Annotated in this window: 18 protein-coding genes; 14 read left to right on the top strand and 4 right to left on the bottom strand. The window is 45.1% G+C overall.

Translation table 11 applies throughout. From position 1 onward, the window contains the following. From OEV42_11365 to OEV42_11325, 9 genes are all read left to right on the top strand, one after another. Positions 1-1,834 (top strand): ATP-binding protein (locus tag OEV42_11365; protein ID MDH3974868.1); only part of this gene is annotated, 1,834 nt, incomplete at its 5' end. Positions 1,835-1,851: 17 nt separating this feature from the next. Beyond that, the gene (locus OEV42_11360; GenBank protein ID MDH3974867.1) at positions 1,852-3,237 is read left to right on the top strand and encodes a sigma-54 dependent transcriptional regulator; all 1,386 of its coding nucleotides are present in this window, start codon (positions 1,852-1,854) and stop codon (positions 3,235-3,237) included. A 340-nt stretch (positions 3,238-3,577) separates the two neighbouring features. Beyond that, the gene (locus OEV42_11355; GenBank protein ID MDH3974866.1) at positions 3,578-4,633 is read left to right on the top strand and encodes a cytochrome C; all 1,056 of its coding nucleotides are present in this window, start codon (positions 3,578-3,580) and stop codon (positions 4,631-4,633) included. A gap of 67 nt (positions 4,634-4,700) precedes the next feature. After that, positions 4,701-5,498: a hypothetical protein gene (locus OEV42_11350; protein MDH3974865.1), complete on the top strand. Its 798-nt coding sequence runs from the start codon at positions 4,701-4,703 to the stop codon at positions 5,496-5,498. Between the two features lie 20 nt (positions 5,499-5,518). Next, positions 5,519-6,406, top strand: coding sequence for a cytochrome C (locus OEV42_11345; protein MDH3974864.1), 888 nt, complete (start codon positions 5,519-5,521; stop codon positions 6,404-6,406). Next, positions 6,396-7,541 (top strand): hypothetical protein, encoded by a 1,146-nt coding sequence (locus OEV42_11340; GenBank protein MDH3974863.1) that lies wholly within the window; start codon positions 6,396-6,398, stop codon positions 7,539-7,541. The genes OEV42_11345 and OEV42_11340 overlap by 11 nt, the downstream gene beginning before the upstream one ends. A 105-nt stretch (positions 7,542-7,646) precedes the next feature. After that, complete coding sequence (locus tag OEV42_11335) at positions 7,647-8,588, top strand: NHL repeat-containing protein (protein ID MDH3974862.1); 942 nt, start codon at positions 7,647-7,649, stop codon at positions 8,586-8,588. Further along, positions 8,585-12,112 carry a cytochrome c3 family protein gene (locus tag OEV42_11330; GenBank protein MDH3974861.1) on the top strand — a complete coding sequence of 1,176 codons (3,528 nt, stop codon included), beginning with the start codon at positions 8,585-8,587 and terminating at the stop codon, positions 12,110-12,112. The genes OEV42_11335 and OEV42_11330 overlap by 4 nt, the downstream gene beginning before the upstream one ends. A 22-nt stretch (positions 12,113-12,134) precedes the next feature. Continuing rightward, entirely contained in the window at positions 12,135-13,070 is a 936-nt protein-coding gene (locus tag OEV42_11325; protein MDH3974860.1) for an energy transducer TonB, read from the top strand. A gap of 177 nt (positions 13,071-13,247) precedes the next feature. On the opposite strand, the gene gcvPB is transcribed toward OEV42_11325, so the two are convergent. Genes gcvPB through gcvT form a run of 4 tightly spaced genes read right to left on the bottom strand, consistent with a single transcriptional unit; the run spans position 13,248 to position 17,578 of the window. After that, complete coding sequence (gene gcvPB, locus OEV42_11320; protein ID MDH3974859.1) at positions 13,248-14,732, bottom strand: aminomethyl-transferring glycine dehydrogenase subunit GcvPB; 1,485 nt, start codon at positions 14,730-14,732, stop codon at positions 13,248-13,250. Next, positions 14,719-16,068 (bottom strand): aminomethyl-transferring glycine dehydrogenase subunit GcvPA, encoded by a 1,350-nt coding sequence (gene gcvPA, locus OEV42_11315; protein MDH3974858.1) that lies wholly within the window; start codon positions 16,066-16,068, stop codon positions 14,719-14,721. The genes gcvPB and gcvPA overlap by 14 nt, the downstream gene beginning before the upstream one ends. A gap of 2 nt (positions 16,069-16,070) precedes the next feature. Further along, the gene (gene gcvH, locus OEV42_11310; GenBank protein ID MDH3974857.1) at positions 16,071-16,457 is read right to left on the bottom strand and encodes a glycine cleavage system protein GcvH; all 387 of its coding nucleotides are present in this window, start codon (positions 16,455-16,457) and stop codon (positions 16,071-16,073) included. A gap of 26 nt (positions 16,458-16,483) precedes the next feature. Further along, positions 16,484-17,578 carry a glycine cleavage system aminomethyltransferase GcvT gene (gene gcvT, locus OEV42_11305; protein ID MDH3974856.1) on the bottom strand — a complete coding sequence of 365 codons (1,095 nt, stop codon included), beginning with the start codon at positions 17,576-17,578 and terminating at the stop codon, positions 16,484-16,486. Positions 17,579-18,078: 500 nt separating this feature from the next. On the opposite strand from gcvT, the gene OEV42_11300 reads away from it, so the two are divergent. The 5 genes from OEV42_11300 to OEV42_11280 all read left to right on the top strand — a co-directional run bounded on the left by OEV42_11300 (position 18,079) and on the right by OEV42_11280 (position 21,367). Further along, positions 18,079-19,218, top strand: a complete 1,140-nt coding sequence (locus tag OEV42_11300) for a hypothetical protein (GenBank protein MDH3974855.1) — start codon at positions 18,079-18,081, stop codon at positions 19,216-19,218. A 60-nt stretch (positions 19,219-19,278) separates the two neighbouring features. After that, positions 19,279-19,563: a hypothetical protein gene (locus tag OEV42_11295; GenBank protein ID MDH3974854.1), complete on the top strand. Its 285-nt coding sequence runs from the start codon at positions 19,279-19,281 to the stop codon at positions 19,561-19,563. 18 nt (positions 19,564-19,581) lie between these two features. Further along, positions 19,582-20,295: an arginyltransferase gene (locus OEV42_11290; protein ID MDH3974853.1), complete on the top strand. Its 714-nt coding sequence runs from the start codon at positions 19,582-19,584 to the stop codon at positions 20,293-20,295. Between the two features lie 222 nt (positions 20,296-20,517). After that, a complete protein-coding gene (locus OEV42_11285; GenBank protein MDH3974852.1) occupies positions 20,518-20,643 on the top strand; it encodes a hypothetical protein in 126 nt (41 codons plus the stop codon). Positions 20,644-20,692: 49 nt separating this feature from the next. After that, complete coding sequence (locus OEV42_11280; protein ID MDH3974851.1) at positions 20,693-21,367, top strand: PspA/IM30 family protein; 675 nt, start codon at positions 20,693-20,695, stop codon at positions 21,365-21,367. Positions 21,368-21,430: the final 63 nt, after the last annotated feature.

Raw genomic sequence — 21,430 nt, 5'->3', positions numbered from 1 at the left:
AAGACGAAGTGAAGATTCACACCTTCAGGGCTATGATGAACTTCTGGAAATCTATGTTCCCATTAAGGAGGGGCGTGATACGGTCGGAGTTATTGCTGCTTACAAATCGTCCGCCACTTTTTTTGACAATCTCAAAAGAGGGAAAACCCTGATCTGGCAAATGTCGGCAGCAGGAGGCCTCATCTTCTACCTTTCTTTTTTCGGCTTTTTCTTCAGGGCCTATAAAGAGCAAAAGTCGATGACCGAAGGGATTGAGAAACTTAATGAAGAACTTTCCGCCATGAATGCCGTTGCCCTGACGGTGAGTCAATCCTTAAACCTGGAGCTAATCCTCAAAAATGCACTCATGAAAGTTATTGAACTTTTGGGTGCCCGGGCAGGTATCATCTTTCTTGTCAGTAAAGAGAATAAGGAACTTCGTTATTCAGTTTATGAAGGGATGTCCGATAGTATTGCTGAAAAGATTATTGCTGCAGGGGAAAAAGAGCGCATTAATGTAATTGCGGGAGGATATACGGAGCCAATGTCTTTCAGCTTTTATGGTGAAGACCAGGCGTCGGCCGGTGCCTGTGTACGCATCCCCATCGTTTCAAGGAACGAAGTTATTGGCCTTATTGAGCTTATCTACCCCGATAATAAACGCTACTTTCCCCAGGATGAGAAAGATCTTCTCTCATCTATTGGCCACCAGATAGGTGTAGCTGTTGAAAAGGCTCAGCTCTATAAAGAGGTCAAGGAATTTGGTAAAGACCTTGAAAAGATGGTCGAAGAGAGAACACTGGAACTTAAAAGGAGCCGCGATGAAATCCAGGCTATCTTTGATGCCGTTACGGATATAATCATTGTGAGAGACCTCGATCACCTGGTCATAATGGCAAACCGGGCAGCCCTGAAAGTTTTCAAGCTTAGCCAGGAAAGGATTATTAATGAAAAATGCCATCAACTTTTTAAGGGAATCCATGACCCCTGCCGGGAATGCGTTGCCCATGAGACGGCACTCACTCATAAATCGGCCTCCATCGAGATTAAAAATTCACTCAACGAAGAGATCTTCCATATATCAACATTCCCCATGCTTGATGATGACGGCAATGTAAGAGGTTTTATTGAGTATGCCAAAGTTGTTACAGAACAGAAAAAAATGGAGGAGCAGGTCATTCAGATGGAAAAGCTCTCCACGCTGGGAGAGCTGCTTGGAGAAATAGCGCACCAGATTAATAATCCTCTTGTCGGTGTTGTTAACTATGCGCAGCTTGCACTGAAACAGCTCGGTAAGGAAAATCCCGTTCGTGAAGAACTGGAGATCATCGAAAAGGCCGGCCTTACATGCAAAGCAACCATAAAAAAACTGCTTGAATTTACAAGGCCCTCTGCATTCGAATGGAAGGTAGTCGATTGCAATGAGCTGATTGATGACAGCCTTCTTCTCATCGAACAGCAGATGGGACTGAGTGAAATAGAACTGATAAAGAACTATACTGAAAATCTGCCCCCTGTTAAGGTAGATTCAACGCTCATGATACAGGTCTTTTTTAATATCATCAATAATGCCCGTGAAGCAATGAATAAAGAGGGCACCCTTGCTATTAAAACTTTGCTTAATGAAAATGGACTCGTCAAGATTACCTTTAAAGATACCGGTCCCGGTATTGAGCAGGAAAACCTGCCTCATATTTTTTCTCCATTTTTTACAACGAAAAGAGATAAAGGAGGGACAGGGCTCGGTCTTAGTGTTGTATCTAACATTGTTGTAAGGCATAATGGTAAGATCTGGGCAAGCAGCAAGGCCGGTGATGGGACGACATTTTCCATCACCCTGCCTGCGGCAGAATAAATCAGGGATAATATTTTATGGATAATAGAAATAAAACCATTCTCATTGTCGATGATGAAGACTATACCTGCACACTGATCAGGAAACTTCTCGGAGGTAAAGGTTATAATGTGATCGTTGCAAAAAACGGTAATGAAGCCATTGAGACTTTTCAGGAAACGGCTGCCGATGTGGTTCTTCTGGACCAGAGAATGCCGGGACTTAGCGGCCTTCAGGTGCTGGAAAAGTTAAAATCACTGGAAAGCAATGTTGCCGTCATTATGATGACGGGATTTGGAACTGTTGAAGAAGCGGTTACTGCAATGCGGCTGGGCGCTTTTCATTACATTACGAAACCCTTTAATAATCTTGACGAGGTAGAGCTTCTCATTGAGCGTGCTCTCAAGGAGAAGCTTCTGGAAGATGAAAACCGATATTTGCGGGACAGGCTTGACAGGGGTCTTTCCTTTGAAGGGGTTGTGGGCAAAAGCAAGGCAATGGTCGAAATAATGGATCTCGTCAAAAAGGTGGCCCCCCTTCATTCAACGATACTTGTTCATGGTGAAACCGGGACGGGAAAGGAGCTTCTTGCCAAAACAATCCATCAAAACAGCGAGCGGGCAGACAAAAAATTTATTGCCATTAATTGCGGGGCCCTTACGGAAAGCCTTCTTGAAAGTTCTCTTTTCGGGTTTGAAAAAGGTGCTTTTACTGGGGCCGTTAAGACGACACCGGGTTATTTCGAAGAAGCTGATGGAGGAACCATTTTCCTTGATGAAATCACAGGAACCAGCCTTAAGCTGCAAACGAGCCTGCTTCGTGTGCTCCAGGAGAAGGAGTTTTCAAGAATTGGGGAGACGGCCCGGCGAAAGACCGATTTTAGACTCATCGCCGCCAGTAATGACGACATGGAAAAAGAGGTCGCAGAGGGTCGCTTTAGAGAAGATCTCTTTTATAGGATTAATGTTATTCCTCTTAATCTGCCCCCTCTCAGGGAAAGAAAGGATGATATTCCTTTTCTCGCTAATTACTTCCTCAAGCAAATGAATAATAAGCTTGGCAAGTCTGTTGGTCCCTTTTCCCTCGAAACGATAGAGTTGATGGAAGAGTATGACTGGAAAGGAAATGTGAGAGAGATGGAAAATCTTGTCGAAAGGGTTGTTGCACTAAAGCAGGGTGATAAAATAGAGCCCTATGATCTTCCGCCCCATCTTTTTAAAGAGCGAATTCAATCTATTCCGGCCTCTATTCATTCCGATCTACCTTTTCAGGAGGCTAAAGATCACTTCGAAAAACTCTATCTTGAGGAAATACTTAAGAAAACCAATGGTAATATCAGTAAGGCTTCAGAGATTACCGGTATTAAACGGCAAAACCTTTATATAAAAATAAACCGGCATGGATTAAGAAGAAATGAAGCTTAGTCCTTCCAGGATTGTCATAATTTTATGACACCTGTCTCTTTTTTGTGTTGCCATCTTTAAGTCGTTGAAATTTAAACATTAATGCTGTTCTGCAATTTTTTTGTCATTTATTTATGACAAAAAAGCCTTTCTTCGACATTTTCAACACCAGCCCCGCCTTTGTAAATAGTTCTTTTCTTTCCGATAGTTAGGCGCCGATTTTAGTTGTTTGCGATACTTGGCATAACTATTGCTCATTATGTGCATCGATTTTAGTGTGTCCTCCTTTAGGATTCACTTCGTTTTATAAGTCAGCAATAATCTAACAAAATATTATAGACAGCAAGAAAGAGGCGAACAAGTGGGAAAATCAGTCATTATAAAAGCACTACTTATTTTCTTGGTCATCTTTGGCTCATTGTCGGTTTCTGGCGAAGTCAAGGCGGCAGACGAGCTTAACTGTATTCTTTGTCACAAATACAGGGGGTTAAGCAGGATTGATGAAACAGGTAAATTCAGACTCTTCTTTATCAATCACAACATGTTTTCCCTCAGTCCTCATGGTAAAGTCAAATGTAATGACTGTCACCGCGACATTAACGTTGTCCCTCATGAGCCTGCCCAGAAGGTTAACTGTACCATCGAATGCCACATTATCGAGCCATCAGGCCAGAGAAGGTTTTCTCATCAATCGATTGAAGATAATTTATTTCAGAGCGCCCACTCAAAGTATGATAAGGACGGTAATCTAAAAGAACTCGCCGAAGACTATCCTCACTGTAAGGATTGTCATGAACAGCCCATTTACAGGCCTCTCTCATTTTTTAAGGGAAGTAAGCCCGGTGTTTCCGAAAGAGCTATTGCCCGCTGTAAGACCTGCCACAGGACGGGCAGATTTGCCGATATATTCTATACCCACGTAACTTCAAGGCTCCAGAAAACAAGAACGCCCCGTGAGATTGTTTCCGTGTGTGCCAGATGTCATGGAGACAAGGCATTTCAGAAGCGGCACAATCTTGACGATGTGGTTTCATCCTATTTTGAAACCTTCCATGGCAAGGCTGTTAATCATGGTTCGGAAAGAACGCCTGACTGTGTAGATTGTCATATCAGGCCGGGAGATAACGTGCACCTCATCGAATCCAAGTCATCGCCTACTGCTGCTGTTAATAAAGAGAACAGGAGTATGACTTGCAGGGTTAAGGATTGTCATGTTAATGCCGGAGAAAACCTGGCCGGTTACCATGTTCATGTAACCTACGATGATCCGGAAAAGTATCCCATCGAGTATTACCTGCTTTTATTCTTTACCTTCCTCACGGGGGGCACCATGTATTTTTTCCTGAGTGTCATCTTCCTGGAACTTGTGAGGAGGTTTTTCCCGCATGCCTCTCTCTTTAAGAGTAAGGATCACTAGCGGGAAAGAAAAGAAATAATAACTTTAGGAAGCGTACTATTAGGGACGGACATAGGGAGGATAAATAATGTCATCACGGAAGTATCCAAGAATTATTGAGAGAAACGGAAAGAGGTATTTTTTCCGCTTTTCCTTGCATCAAAGGCTTCAGCATATTGTCTTGTTTTCAACAGTGATTACCCTGTCTTTAACGGGATTTCCGCTGAAATTTCATGACAAATGGTGGGCAAAGCCGCTCTACAATTTTTTTGGTGGTATAGAAGTTGCGCCGACTATACACCGTACGGCCGGCACAATACTGCTTATGCTCTTTGTTTATCACACCCTCTATTGGATGAGTCACTTTTATAAAAACAGGGTAAAAAAGCTGCTTGCCGAAAGAAGATTGAACCCCGTCTCCTTTTTACATGCGCTCCTGACACAGGAAATGCTGCCCAATTTGCAGGACGGCAAAGATCTGGTTCAGCACCTCAAGTACCTCTTCTATATTACGAACAAGCCGGTAAAGTACGACAGAATGTCATGGAAAGAGAAGTTTGATTATATTGCTCCTTACTGGGGTATTCCTGTTCTCGGTCCTGCCGGCGTAATTCTCTGGCAGAGGGATTTTTTCAGCCATTACCTGCCCGGTGTCGCATTTAACATAAGTTACATCATGCACACCGATGAGGCCCTGTTGGCTGCCCTGTTTCTTTTCTTTGTTCACTGGTATAACGTTCATTATTCACCAGAAAAATTCCCCATGGGAACCGTTTTTTTAACGGGCTATCTTACGGAAGCCGATATGATGCATGAGCACTATGCCGAGTATGAAAGGACCATGAAAGAAGAAGGCCTTGAAGACCAGATAAAACCACAGCACTAACGGAGGATTTATTTAATATCATGGATATTTTTAAGAAAATAATTTTTAAACTCTACACGGTAGCCCTGATGGCATTTACCATCTGGTATGGGACCTTTATATTCCCTGTTATCTTCGGCCATTACCTGCATGATGATCATGATGCAGCTCATGAAGAGCAGCTTGACGACGGCACTTCGGAAGAGGAAAAACTCTTTCAGAAAATGCTTTCAGAGCAGTCACAGACGGCGGAAACTGATCTTGGATACCGGGTTATCAAAGAGCAGTATGTAAAGGGTCATTTCCACCATACCGGATTTTCAGTAGAGTTCGATACGCAAAGTGTATGTATCAGGTGTCATGGTGATGTTCCCCATGACAAGGCCAAGGCCATCCGTGCCTTCCTGAATATGCATGCCTTTTATCTTGCCTGTGAAACCTGCCATATTCAGCCTCCTGAAGGGAAAGAGGCATGGACTTTCCGCTGGTATGATAAAAAGACAGGAAAGGCAATTGGTAATCCTCCGGGGCTGGTTGCTACTGAAATTGACAGGTATGGTAACTATGGTGCCAAGATTGCTCCCGGTACTGTAAAAGGAGAAAAATTCCGGTTCCTTAACGGGGAAAAGGAGAAGGAATTTGCCGAAGAATATTTGAAGAAAAAAGACCTTCTCGCACCGACACAGCAATCTAAAATGAAGAAGGTTATACACAGAATAGTTAATGACCAGCCGCTTCTCTGTGACGGCTGTCACCAGCCTGATGAACCTTATCTACCCTTTGCCAGGCTTGGCTATCCCCGTCACCGTGTTAATGATCTGACAGGAACGGAGGTTGTCGGAATGGTTCAGAAGTACAAAGCTTTTTATATACCTAAATTCTTAATGCCGGGGGAAACAGGTAATGTGCCACAGAGTGATGATTTCTAGGCCTATCGTCAAATTAACATTTATTTTTCTCCTCTTCCTTGCTTTGCCTTTGCAGGCGTCTGCATCGAGGATGGTTGTTCTCATGGATTCATCGGGTTGGATGACTGATGAAGAAGTAAATGGATACAGTAAACTCGATTTTGCCTCTAGAGAAGTGGGGAAATTTCTGAAGAAGAACAGGGGAATGTTTGATGATCTCAAGGTCTATTTTTACGATGGAGATTCCTGCGAGGATCCTGCAAGAAGTGCTTTTAAAGTGGAAGAAGCAAGGAAAAATGCCCTTGAACTGATGAAGATTGTTCCTGCAGAAGTTATTTTTAAAAAATCTCTTGGTGATGCCATAAAGGGACTAAATGCAGATAATGACAAGGTTTTCTATATTAGCGGAAGAAAGGCCTGCAAATCTGACCCCTGCGTTAAGTATCGCATGTTGAGAGCGAGGGGGAAGTCCGCCCGGTTTCATGTGCTCGGTTTTATGCTCCCCGATCTTGAATCTATGGAAAAACTCAAATGCCTCGCCTCGCAATCGGGGGGGCAATTTTACGGTGCAGCCAAGGCGACGGATTTTAAAAAAGCACTTAATCGCATAGAGGGAAACGTGGCCTATAATATGGAGATCAAAGTACTCGGTCCGACAGGAGAAGAGGTCAGGGAGTATATGCAGACCAGGTACGGATATTTATGGGGTGCAAGAGTTTTCAGGGCGGGCGATGAACTGCTCCTGGAAAGTACACATAATTTTCCTGCTCAATTTCATTTGCCTGCCGGCATATATGACGTAAAATTGAAATATGGTAATGCTGAACGCCTGCTTAAAAACGTGAGAATTAAAGAGGGAAAGCGTCATAAGGAAACGGTTAGTTTTGCGAAAGGTTCAATGATTGTTAAGACATTTAGTGGCAAAAAGCAGATTTTTGGCAAAAAGAGAAAATTAAAAAAGCCTCAATGGTGGTGTGAAATATATAATGCAAGTACCGGCGAAAAGATCGATATGACGGAAACATTTCCTGCTGAGATGGATCTTTTTTCCGGAAAGTATGACGTAAAAATACACTATATGGGCCAGGAAAAATGGCTGAGGGGTGTTGAGGTTCAGGAAGACAAGACATTGAGGCTGGAAGTTAAATTCAAGTGACCTTGTTTTAAGACCCACCGGTAATAAGAAGCGCTCCATTTTCTTGACTAGTCCTGAACAAAGCTCTATTATATGAAGCAAACGTTCTGTTAGGCAGTCAACCTCATGAAAATAAAACCTTTATTTGCTATTGTACTTTTATCCGTTCTCCTTTTCCCTGATATAAGGTTAAGCTATGCAAAACCTAAATATCAGGAACTCAAGTATCTTTTTACCATTGAAAAGAAGGAAGACCGCTTTAAACATCCGAGCGATGTAGCTATCTCGGAAGATGGCCTTGCTTACGTCCTTGACGGGGTCAATAACCGGGTTGTCGTTTTCGACGGCCAGGGTGAATATCTCTATGAATTTGGAAAAGGAGGTAGCGGCGAGGGAGAATTCGATATGCCTCTTGGCCTCAGCCTGGACAGGAAAGGAAACGTCTATGTTGCTGACAGTGGAAACCACAGGATAGTGGCCCTCTCTCCCAAAGGTGATTTTCTCTATGAGATCCAGGTTCCGCCTGAAGGAACAAAAAATCCGGACCCTACCGATACTGTTGTCGATAAGAGAAGGAAACTCCTGTACATGGTGGATAATGAAAACCATGTCATCTATACCTATAATCTCAGAAGAAAACGCTTTGTTCGATCCATCGGTGAAATGGGGCTGGGAAAGATAAAAGTCGATCTCAGATGGCCCTTTACGCTTGATATTGACAGGAAGGGTAACGTCTATGTCGTTGATGTTATCAACACGAGGGTAAGGGTGTTGAGCCCGGAGGGACGCTTCACCGTTGATGTGGGCGAGTGGGGAGTTGATAGCGGTCAGTATTTCAGGCCAAAGGGTGTTGCCGTCGATTCTAAAGGAAGGATCTATGTAAGTGACAGCTTTCTCGGCGTTATCCAGGCATTTGATAGCGATGGTAACTTTCTTGCTCTAATCGGAGATGAAAAAAATGGTATTAAGAAATTTATCACTCCCATAAGAATTTCCTTTGACAAAGATGATCGTCTTTATGTTGTTGAGCAGTTTGCCCATAAGGTAAGTGTCTTCGAGTTAAAATGAAAGAAACTGCAGACTTAAAATTCAAATCTAAATACTCCTCGAACAGTCTCTTTTCTGTTTTAAAGCTTCCTGTCCTCTTATTATTGTTTCTATCTCCATTGCCGGCATTTGCGGAAACCGGCGGTGGCGTTAACTCCGCTAAAGAGTGTGCCATGTGCCATATTAACTGGATCGATGTCTTCTATCGTCAGGGGCAATCGACGGATTTAACGGACTATCCAAAAGAAAAGCTTGTTGCTAACGAGATGATGTGTTACAGCTGCCATGATGGTTCCGTTGGCGATTCGAGGCTGAAAGTCTGGGAAACGAGCAGACATAAAACGGGTGTCAAGCCTTCTGCCAATGTTTCCGTTCCTGAAGAGTACCCCCTTGACAAGGAAGGAAGGATCCAGTGCGCAACCTGCCATTCAGCCCATGGTGTTAATACGAAACCGGGAATGGCGGAAACCATCTTCCTCCGTGAGGCAAATGTTAATTCACTAATGTGTAAAAGGTGCCACAGAAACAAAAAAGGTGGTCCCAAGATGGGCAACCATCCCATTGATGTCAAGCTCAAAAAGATTCCCCGTAAAATTGTAAACAACGGTGGAAAACTGGGCAGCAATGATACGGTTATCTGCCAGACCTGCCATACGCCTCATGGCAGTACAAACGAGCATTTTCTTGTTATACCCAACAGTAAAGGAAGCCTTACTCATTCCCAGCTATGTGAGACCTGTCATACAAAAAAACCTGCCCTTGCCGAGGAAGATTCCAAAAGAAGGTTTAGCCATCCCGTTGATGTTCCTCTAATGGAAGAGGCCAGACTTCCTGAAAAATGGGATAACGGGAAAAAGCCTTACCTGAGTTATGACGGCAGGATTAACTGTATAACCTGCCATACGCCGCATAACGGGACTAAGGACAATCATCTTCTTCAGAATGCTAACGTAAAAGGAGCCCTTTGTGTTACCTGTCATACCTCGAAGAAGACAATTTATGAGACGAAGCACGATATTGCAAAGTTTTACCCCGACGAAGAAAACAGTGATGCCGTAAAGGCCGGTGAGAAAGGAACATGCAGCGCCTGCCATCATATGCACAAGGGGAATTCATTCAAAATGTGGTCCCGGGCTGTGACCGGCAATAAGATGGAAGACCTCTGTTTTAGCTGTCATGATAAAGAAAAGGTTGCTAAAAAGGCTCTCACCGGAGAAATAACTCACCCCGTAGATGTAGCTATTAGCGGGAACTATACTTCCCTTTCTCTTCCGCTTTATACGAAGACCGGCGCGAAGAGCGTCAAAGGTAAAGTGACCTGTCCAAGCTGTCATAACGTCCACCGCTGGTCTCCTGATTCTGATGAGAGGGGAGAAAAGGATGTTGCCGGTGACGGAGAGAACAGTTTCCTCAGGAAGTCCGCCGGTGGCGACAGCTTGCTATGCCGTACATGTCACACCGATAAAGAGACTCTGCTGGAAACAAAACATGATATGAATGAAGTGGTTCCCGATGCTATCAATATAAAAGGTCAAAACCTTAAAAAGTCAGGTACCTGCGGCGCTTGCCATACGCCGCACAATGCCGTTGCAGGGAAGCTTTGGGTTAGGGAACCCGGCAGTGGTGATGGTAATGTTGAAGTGCTTTGCACCTCCTGTCATGCCGATGATAAAGAGGCCGGGGAAAAGACGACGGGTGTTGAAACTCATCCTCTCGGCGTTATTCCAAAAGTTGTTGATGAGGAAGAGATTGACCTTCCCCTTTATGCCGGTGACGGCAGTCTCTGGAAAAAAGGGGCCGTTGATTGTTCAAGCTGCCATGATGTTCACCGCTGGTCTCCTTCAAATAATGATAAGGGGGGGAAGAAAGTTGAAGGCGATGGTAACAATAGTTTCTTAAGGAAGAAAATAGGCAAGACAGATGAGCTTTGTAACGTTTGTCATAAAGATAAGTTTACCGTCAAGGAAACAAAGCATGACCTTGGTCTTACGGCGCCTTCATCGAAGAATGCCAACAGGGAGACGGTCAGTGAGTCTGGTACCTGTGGTGCCTGTCATACGCCCCACAATGGACGTTCTAAAAAACTCTGGTCAAGAAATCTTGCCGGTGAGGGGGATGTTATTGAAGTGCTTTGTTCTTCATGTCATTCCGATAAGAATGTTGCCGAAGATAAAAAGACAGGTTTTGTCAGTCATCCCTTAGGCAAACGTCCCAATATTATTCCCACGATGAAGAATATGCTCCCGCTTTTTAATGGAGAGGGGAGAAAAAATGATTCGGGATTTGTAACCTGCTCTACCTGTCATAATGTCCATAAATGGGAACCGGAAAAGGAAAAAGGCCCGGGAAAACGAAAGATAGAAGGGGACAGGTTCAATAGTTTCCTCCGGGTGCCCTATGATGATTCCGTTACTCTCTGTGCCGCCTGCCATAAGGAAAAATCGCTTATTGTCGGTACTGATCATGATCTGAACGTAACGGCGCCCAAAGTTAAAAATATGTCACGTGAAAAGGTGGCGGATTCAGGGATTTGCGGCGCCTGTCATAAAGTCCATAATGCCTGGGGGAACAAGCTCTGGGGACGTGGAGTCGGCCCGGGTGAGAATCGGATTGAGGCCTTGTGTACGGGCTGTCATTCTCCCAGAAAAGCAGCCCGTAAAAAGATTATCAGCACGGTAACCAATCATCCCATGAATAAAAAGGTTTCTGATGCCAAAGCGACGCTTAAGAGGGAGACATCACGCTTTTATAAGGAGGGTGTTGATTATCATATAGAAACCAAATTCCCGCTTTATGACAAACTGGGAACGAAAACAAGCAGTGGTGACATTACCTGTTCCACTTGTCACGATGTTCATAGATGGGACCCCTCCAGGGCCGAGCCGGGAACGGGTAAAAAAATAGAAGGCAATGGTGGAAACAGTTTCCTTAGAAAGTCGAACCTGCCCGAATCTTCACTTTGTACTACCTGTCATACCGAAAAACGCTATGTTTCAAAAACAGATCACGATATGTCTGTCACTGCTCCGGAGCAGAAAAACAAACGGGGAGAGACTGTTGCCGACAGCGGGGTTTGCAGCGCTTGCCATGTGCCTCATGGCGGAGCCAAGAGTGGTTATAAACTCTGGGCCAGAGATTTTAGCTCACAAAGTGAGTTGATAGCGGAGCAGACCTGTCTTGGTTGCCATTCCAGTCAGGGGATTGCGGCCCAAAAGGGGATAAAGCGATTCAGACATCCCCGGGATATCGTTGTCAGCGAAGTTACCAAACCTGAGGATTCAAACTACGCGCCTCTTTATGATATTTCGGGCCGTGAAGTGCAAACGGGCATTATAGCTTGTCCTACCTGCCATAATCCCCATTTATGGCAGACGGGAAGCCTTGTGAAGGGGAGTGGTAAAGGGGCGGAAGGAAACAACAGGAATAGTTTCCTGAGGCTGAAAAGCGCATCTAATGTATGCAAGGACTGTCACGGTTTTGAAGGGCTTATGAGGTATAAATACTTCCATGGAAATCCCTTCCTTGGCAAGCAGAGAAGGGATTGATTTATAACTTTCGTCGAGATAGATGAGTATTCTCAGTGTAGATAGAGACCATGACATCAGGCAGGATAAACTGCTTACCGCTTTAATCGTCTCTATTATCGTACACATATTTCTCTTTATTTTCTTTTCGCAACTTGCTCCCCTCTATCGAACGCCGGGCATAATAAAGAAAAACTACGAGGTTTTGCTTCTTGGAAAGGCTGACAGGGAATCAAAAGGTGAAGAACTTACAAAGGAAAAAGAGGATAAAGAGAAGAAAGAAGAAGAGCTTTTAAAGGTCAGGGAGGAAGCTGAAATCGAAGAAACTCCTTCTCCCCCTCCGCCACCTCCCAAAGAGATCGTTAAGGAAGAACCACCGGCGCCTCCCGTTGCAGAGCCCCTTCCCCCTTCTGTTGAGGCTGCGCCGGAGCCTGTCAAAAAAGTCGTAACAAGTGAACCCTCTCCGGTAAAAGCAAAAAGTATCCCCCCCAAAGAAAAAACTTCCAGGGAAAAGGTTGTTGAAAAGAAGGCACAGAAGCCGGAAAAAACGGTTTATTCAAGTACCTCTGACGATGCTGAAAAAAAAGCGCCCGCAAAAGCTGTGAACAATACAACAGGAGGGGCTAAGGCGGGAGCGCCTGTGCCGGCCGGACAATCCTACATGGAGCTTATAAAAGCTCTTGTAGTCAAGAACCTGAAATATCCGCCTGCCGCCAAAATAAACCGCATAGAAGGAAATGTTTCTGTTTCTTTTCTTATATCCAAAGATGGAGATTCTATGGATGTTAATATAAAGCGTTCTTCGGGTTATCCCATTCTTGATGACGGCGCCCTGAGGGCAATAAGAAAATCCGAGCCCTTTCCCTCATTTGATAATGCGGAAGATGTTTTAATTGTTCATATGGGGGGGGAGCAATATGCCTCGGTGAGCTTTAAAATCAGCTTTACTCTCGACTATATCTCAATGGGGGCGGAATGATAATTGAGCCAGGGGCCTGTCGGGTTTAGGGCAAATCTGCTGTGAAAGTCCCCCTTTGGGCCAGCTTATCCGATTAAATTCGTTAAATACATTCAATATCCGCCTCATTTAATCAAATAATCTGACTAAAAAGGGCTTTTTCTTGCTGCAATTTTCCAGGTACGACAGGTTCCTGATCTAACCTTCTTTTGACCAGCGAAGTTTAGGCGACCTTGCCGCCTTCACTTCATCCAACCTTCTGAAATTCACATTTTGCGGGGCCATTTTAAGGATTTCAGGATTTTCCCTGGCTTCATTGGCAATGCCTATCATGGCATCACAAAAATTATCAATGGCTCTCCTCGGTTCCGTTTCTGTTGGTTCGATCATAATGGCGCCTTGAACAACGAGCGGGAAATAGATTGTCGGCGGATGAAATCCGTAATCGATAAGTCTTTTTGCAATATCAAGCGTTTTTACCGAATAAGGTGTCTGTTTTTTATCGCTTAAGACACATTCATGCATGCAGGGACGGTCATAGGGAATATCAAAATGGTGGCGCAATCTTTCCTTAATATAGTTTGCATTGACGAGCGCTGTCTTGCTGACCCTCTCCAGTCCCTCGCCACCCATGGATTTGATATAGGCATAGGCCCTTACCAGTATGCCGAAGTTTCCATAGAAGCTTTTAATCTTGCCGATAGAGTCAGGCCTGTTATGGTTAAGATTATAGAGCCCCTCTTTTTCTTCTGCCAGGGGAAAAGGAAGATAGGGTGCCAGCTCTTCAGTTACGCAGACAGGACCGGAGCCCGGTCCTCCACCGCCATGAGGCGTGGAAAAGGTTTTATGAAGATTAATGTGCAGCACATCGACACCCATGTCTCCCGGCCTGGCAATTCCCATGAGGGCATTCATATTTGCTCCGTCACAATAAATAAGCCCGCCCTTGTTGTGAACGACATTGGCAACTTCAAGAATATTCTCCTCGAAGAGGCCGAGCGTATTCGGATTGGTCAACATTAAGGCCGCCACTTCTTCATCCATAAGCCTTTCTATCTCACCGGCGTCAATAACGCCCCGTTCGTTTGATTTAACGGGAATAACATGGTATCCGCAAAGCGCTGATGTGGCGGGATTGGTTCCGTGGGCCGTATCGGGGATGAGGACCTTTGATCTGGCGTTGCCCCTTGCCTCATGGCAGGCTCTAATCATCATCATACCTGCCATTTCGCCGTGGGCTCCGGCAGCAGGCTGAAGGGTAACGTAGGGCAGACCGCTTATTTCTCCCAGCATTTCCTGCAACTCATACATGAGTTGCAGGTTACCCTGTGATAGTTCCTGAGGCTGATAGGGGTGTGAAGAAGTGAAGCCTGATAGTTTTGCCGCTTCTTCGTTGACCTTGGGATTGTATTTCATGGTGCATGAGCCGAGGGGATAAAATCCGCCGTCAACACTGTAGTTAAGGCGGGAAAGACGGGTAAAGTGTCTTACAACCTCAACTTCACTGACCTGGGGGATATCTTCAATTTCACCCCTCATAAAGTCCTGGGGAAATATATTTGTTGCGTCGATCCTGTCAAGACCTGATGGAGGAAGCATAACGCCTGTTTTTCCCTCTGAGCTTCTTTCGAAGATCAGTGGCTCTGTCTGAGAAGATTCATTAAAATTATTATGAGATGTCACCGAGTGCCTCCGCCAGCCTTTCTATCTCTTCCCTGCCTGTTTTTTCCGTAACGCAAAAGAGGAGAGTGTTTTTAAGTTCGGGATAGAATCCTTGCAAGGGTAAGCCTCCGATGATTTTTCGCTTGAGCAATTTCCTGTTTAGCTCAATAACATCCTTGTCGGACTGGATAACAAATTCATTAAAAGTAGGGGAATTAAACCTTATTGAAAATCCCGGAAGAGATGCGATTTTTTCTTTGGCATAGTGAGCCAGTTCGAGATTGGTTTGGGCCAGTTCTTTGAATCCTCTTTTGCCCAGCAGCGAAAGGTGGATGGTAAAAGCAAGAGCACAAAGTGACTGATTTGAGCATATATTGGACGTTGCCTTTTCTCTCCTGATGTGCTGCTCCCTTGTAGAGAGGGTAAGAACATAACCCCGTTTTCCATCGAGGTCTTCCGTTTCACCGACAAGCCTTCCGGGCATATTCCTGAGATAGGTTGTTTTGGTGGCAAAAAGACCGACATGGGGGCCGCCAAAATTAACAGCATTACCTAATGATTGTCCTTCGGCAACGGCAATGTCCACTCCAAATTCAGCAGGCGCTTTAAGAAGGCCCAGGGCGACGATTTCTGTCGTCGCAGATATAAACAGGGCCTCTTTAGCTGAAACTATTTTCGATATGGCATTCATGTCATCGACGGTACCGAAAAAATTCGGATATTGCAGGGCAACGGCTGCCGTGTCCTCGTCTATGTTTTTTTCAAGCCAGTCAATGTCCGTCTTTCCTTCATCGGTATAAGGTATTTCAACAATCGTTATTTGCAGGTCCCCTGTATAGGTCTTTACTGTTTCCCTGTATTCGGGATGGACGGCGCTGGAGATAAACACTTTTTGGCGTTTCCTTTTTATTCGCACCGCCATAAGGACCGCTTCAGCCAGGGCGCTTGCACCGTCATACATGGAGGCATTGGCAACATCCATGCCTGTCAGGAGGGTTACATAGGTCTGGAACTCATAAATGGCCTGAAGTGTTCCCTGGCTTATCTCGGGCTGGTAGGGCGTGTAGGCTGTAAAAAATTCCGCTCTTGACAATATATGGCCTACGGCTGCCGGTATAAAATGGTTATACGCGCCGGCGCCCAGAAATGTCGGAGTATCGTCCATTTGGGCATTTTTATCGCTTAGAGATTTCATGTGTCTCATGAGCGACAGTTCGTCAAGTTCGGGAGGGAGCTTCAGTTTTGCCTTGTCTCTTATTTCTTTTGGGACCTGGCTGATGATTTCTTCAAAGGCGCCTGCGCCGGAATCGGCCAGCATGGCCTCCAGGTCTTTATCGGTAGCGGGAATATACCTCAATTTCAGGAAATCTCCTTTACGTAGGCTTCATATTGAGCTGCATCCATGAGATCGTCCTGTTCCGTCGGGTTACTGACTTTGATCGTTATCATCCAGCTCTTCTCATAGGGGTCTTCATTGATCGCTTCGGGTTCATCGACGAGAGGCTCATGGGTTTTGATTACTGTGCCGCTTAGCGGCGCATAAAGGTCGGATACGGCTTTTACAGACTCTACAACACCGAAGGTGTCTCCCCTGGAAAATTCAGAATCTTTTTCAGGGAGTTCGAGAAAAACGATGTCTCCAAGCGCATCCTGCGCATAGTCGGTAATACCCACAGTGACCGTATCGCCGTCGATTTTTATCCATTCATGATCTTTTGTGTATTTCAGTTCAGAGGGGAAATTCATAACTAAAGCCTCCTAATCCATTGATTTTATTTTTTATAAAAGGGAGGAGAAACGACTACACTTTCAATCGTCTTGCCTCTTACCATTATATCTACTGCCGTTCCCGGTGTTGCGTAAGCCCTATCTACATAACCGATGGCGACGCCTATGCCCAGAGAGGGCGACATGGTGCCGCTTGTTACGATGCCGACGGTTTTACCCTCTGCATAAACTTCATAACCCTGCCTCGGTATGCCTTTACCCCTTACCTGCATGCAGATCAGCTTTCTTTTGACGCCTTCCTCTTTTTGCCTGACAATCGCTTCCCTTCCTATGAAGTCCCCCTTGTCCACTTTGACGGCCCAGCCGAGATTGGCTTCAAGCGGTGATGTGGTAGAATCGATGTCATTGCCGTAGAGTGTATATTTCATTTCAAGGCGAAGCGTATCTCTTGCGCCGAGTCCGGCAGGCTTGAGGCCATAAGCGCCTCCCGCTTCCATGAGAGCTTCCCAGAGAGCTGCCGCCTTGTCCGGATCGACAAATATCTCGAAACCGTCTTCTCCCGTATAGCCTGTTTTGGAGACGATGGTTTTTATTCCATTGAGGATAATAAAATCAAAATGAAAACTTTTTAGTGTTGAAAGGTTTGTTTGGGTAAGGTTTGTCAATATGTCAGGCGCTTTGGGGCCTTGTAATGCAATAAGGGCGTAATTACCGCTTATGTCTTTTATCACTGCATGGAAGTTGTCCTTGTCCTGCTCAATGAGCCAGTGTAAATCCTTTTTCACATTTGATGCATTAACGCATAGCATGTAGCGCTCGTCACCAAATTTGTAAACGATCGTGTCATCAACAATGCCGCCATGGGGATAACAGATAAGAGAGTACTGGGCCTGTCCGGCAGAAAGAAGAGAGGCATCGTTGCTTGTTACCTTTTGCACAAACCGGAGGGCCTCTTTCCCTTTTATCTCGATTTCCCCCATGTGGCTTACGTCAAAAATTCCGGCCTTGGTCCTGACCGCTTTATGCTCATCCATAACACCGCTGTACTGTACAGGCATTTCCCAACCGGCAAAAGGAACCAGTCTGGCTCCAAGCGATTTGTGTATTTCATATAAGGGTGTTTTTTTCAGTTCAGACATGTTATGCCTCGGATTTTACCGTTATCTCATTGGTATTAAAAATAATGATGGAACCCATTTTATTAATGCACTTGAAACCCCCTATAATAGGGTTTCAAGTGCATTAATGTCAACTTCATTCTTTCATGAAAAAGCCCTTATTTTTGAGGTTTCATGATGGTTTTTATAAAAAATCTCTCCCTTGATAGGGGATAGTCCATATGGTAAAGTTAATTCTTGTCAGAGGGGGTATCCATAAGGTGATTAAAGATCAATCAAAAGAAAGCATTGCTTACGGCGCTGCCTTTATTTATAGACTAAAAAATCTTTAGCAAGCATATTTATGAGCCACAACTTGATGGCGCTTTCTAAAAAATACTCCCTTTATTTGCTTTTTCATGGCCCATCTGTGGCATAAAATTAGCATGTTATTTGATAGAACGAGGTCCAGGTAAAATTACCCCTCTATCGCAATCTGCGGGGAAGGCATTCGCCGGAAATACAACTTGGAGGCCCATATTATGAATAGAAACAAATACAGCCCTTTATGGTTATTGTTAGTGGCTGCCCTTATTATGCCGGACCCTTTGCCTTCTTATGCCGCTCAAGGCAATGCCGGCAAAGAGTGTGTCATTATCCTTCACGGTCTGGCCAGAACGAAGTTTTCCATGCGGGCCATGGAAAGGGCCTTTCAGGAAAGGGGCTATAAAACCGTTAACAGGGGATATCCGTCGACAAGCAAATCGATTGGAGAGATAGCGTCAGAGGAAGTGCCGGCGGCTGTGGAAAGCTGCACCAAAGTGCTTTCTGAAAAAATTCACTTTGTGACTCACTCCATGGGCGGTATCATTGTTCGCTACTACCTTCAAAATCAGGGGCTGCCCGAGGGGAGCAGGGTTGTTATGCTGGCGCCGCCCAACCAGGGGAGTGAACTGGCAGACAAGATGAAAGACCTCCTTCCCTATCAATGGCTGAATGGTCCGGCAGGGCAGGAACTGGGCACCGGTCCCTTAAGCACTCCCAACAGGCTGAAGCCGGTAGACATCGAGGTAGGTGTAATTGCCGGAAAGAGCAGCCTCAATCCCCTCTATTCATCCATGATTCCTGGAGATGATGATGGTAAAGTTGCCGTGGAGAAGGCGAAACTCGAGGAGATGACAGACTTCCTCGTCGTTCCCAACAGCCACTCCTTTATGATGAACGATGCCGAGGTCATCAGACAGGCCGTCCACTTTATAGAAAGAGGCCGTTTTGACCCCGCCGGCGTCCCTGTCGATGACGTAAGTATTGCACCTTTTCGAAGTGACGGATGCACCCTCTTTCCTGACGGAACGATGAAAAATCAAAATCTTTGGTGTGATTGCTGCCTGCAGCATGATATTGCCTACTGGCGTGGCGGCAGGGAAGAGGAACGGCTGAAAGCCGATGAGACATTGAGGGATTGCGTAAAGGCTAAAACAGGAAACAGGGAACTGGCTGAACTCATGTACAGGGGGGTTCGTCTTGGCGGTTCGCCCGTTTTTCTTACCTGGTACCGCTGGGGTTATGGCTGGCCTTACGGCAGAGGTTATGAGCCCTTAAGTGAGAGAGAGCTTGAAAGTATTAAGGAAAGGCTGAGTGAGTACCGGCAGGGTGGGCATCCCTATCGTTGCAGTGATTAAACCTTGATTGCCGGCCGGCTTCGTAATAACATGAAAGCATCAACATAAAAAGGAGCAAAAATGAAAGCCTGTTTTTCCTGTGGAAAAGCGCTGGATGTAAATGATAAACCGGGAAGAAAAGAGGAGTGCCCCTCCTGTGGGGCTGACGTCAGGGTCTGCCTTAATTGCCGATTTTATGATGCCGGGGCCTATAATGAATGCAGGGAATCCTCGGCTGATAGGGTAGTTGACAAGGAAAAGGCGAATTTCTGTGATTATTTCGTGCCCGGTAATTCTAGTGGGCAAAGTGAGGATAATAAGGGTAAGGCAAAGAAAGATCTCGATGATCTTTTTGGCGGCCTCTAATTTCTTAGCAACGATGAAATGATCCTTTTACAGCCTCCCAAATTTGATGATCTTTCCCCCTGCCCCTATCTCCCCGAAAGAGAAAAGCAGTATGAATATTTTTTTGCCCATGAACTGAATGAAGAAGAGACGGATGTACTCCTTGCACAGGGGTGGAGAAAGTTCGGTATCCATTTCTTCCGCCCTTCCTGTCCGGAGTGCAGCCAATGTATTCCTGTCAGGGTCTTGACAAAGGACTTTAAATTCTCCAGAAGCCAGCGAAGAAACCTGAAGAAAAATGCTAATATTGAAGTCAGGTTCGGACCTCTCTCCTTTACGCCTAAAATATATGAAATCTACTCTGCCCACTCTGAAGGTCGTTTCGCACAGAAGGCAGATCTCGAAAATTTTCTTGTCGGTTTTTATACCCCCTCCTGCCCCTCACTTCAGTCGGAATATTATCTTGATGGTGAATTGATCGGTGCAGGTTTTCTCGATATAGGCCATAATTGTCTCAGCAGTATTTACTTCTTTTTTGATCCTGCTTACTCGAAGCTGGGCATTGGAACCTTCAGCGTTCTAAAGGAAATAGAATACGCTGCGTCTGTAGGACTTTCCTACTATTATCTCGGTTATTACGTTCCCGGTTGCAGCAAAATGTCCTACAAGGACAGTTTTCACCCCAGAGAGCACTATAGCTGGGATAGGCTTTTCTGGTATAAAACAGAGTCCGAAAAAGAGAAAGATCGATAGACCCCTCCCGAAGCAAAAAAATCCTTTCCATACTAAAATACCACCCTTGAAGTGCAATTAATGTACACGACAGGTACATTAATTGGTCGCAGCTGCCTTTTTGTTCAATAAAAACATCTCAACCTTATTCATCTTACTATTAAATAACAAGTACTTACAGTTCTATCCTTCTTTTGGCACCTCACATGCTCTATTAGAGAGTAAAAAGAAAGGAGGTCAGTCATGAAAAGGAAATCCAATGAACTTGGAATTATGGGCCAGTTTGAGACCTGTATTTTGAGCCTCGTTGCAACAACAGGTTTCATAGTGGTCATTGCCATACCCTTAATGACATGTATTGCCGGTTAAGCGCAATTTATTAGGAATCAAAATAAACTCAAAATTAATGGAGGAGATAATGGCAAATATATTTGTACGGATAAGTGACGTAGTTAGTGCAAACATTAATGATCTTATCGATAAAGTTGAAGACCCGGAAAGAATGATCAGACAGATCATCAGGGAGATGGAAGAAAATATCATGGGCGCTAAAGAGAGCATTGTTGAAGCCATAGCCGGCGAAAAGCAGCTTGCCCGTGAAGTGGAACATCACAGAAAGCAGCTTGCAAACTGGCAAAGCAAAGCGGAAGCCGCTCTTCGGGCGGGAAAGGAAGAACTTGCAAGGGAGGCTTTATCAAGAAAACAAGATCATGAGCGTATTGCAAATGAAGTGGAATCGTCCTGGAAAAAAGCAAAAGAAACGAGCAGGAAGCTCAAAAACCAGCTTAGGGCCATGGAAGATAAACTTGCCGAAGCGCGCAGGAAGCGGGGCACTCTGGTGGCTCGCCAGCGGGCGGCAGAGGCAAGAAAGTACGTAGATAGCACGCAAAACAAGTTCAGGCGCGGACTTGAGGTGGAAAACAGGTTCGTTAGAATGGAAGGCCGTGTACTCCAGATGGAGGCTGAAGCCGAGGCCATTGCCGAACTGAATGATGAAGAGGGCTCTTTCGACAAAGAGATGGAAAGTTTAGAAAAAGAGAAGGAAATCGAAAGTGACCTGGAGGCCCTTAAGGAAAAGATAAAAAATGAATAGATAAGAGCTTTAAAGTCAAGCTAATCAACTAGCCCGCCGTAAGGAGCGGGCCATGCGTGGGAG

Source organism: Deltaproteobacteria bacterium, from assembly GCA_029860075.1.
In the GTDB taxonomy this organism is placed as follows: Bacteria; Desulfobacterota; JADFVX01; order JADFVX01; family JADFVX01; genus JAOUBX01.
Note: the sequence above shows the minus strand (reverse complement) of the source record. Positions and strands in the feature narration are given on the sequence as shown.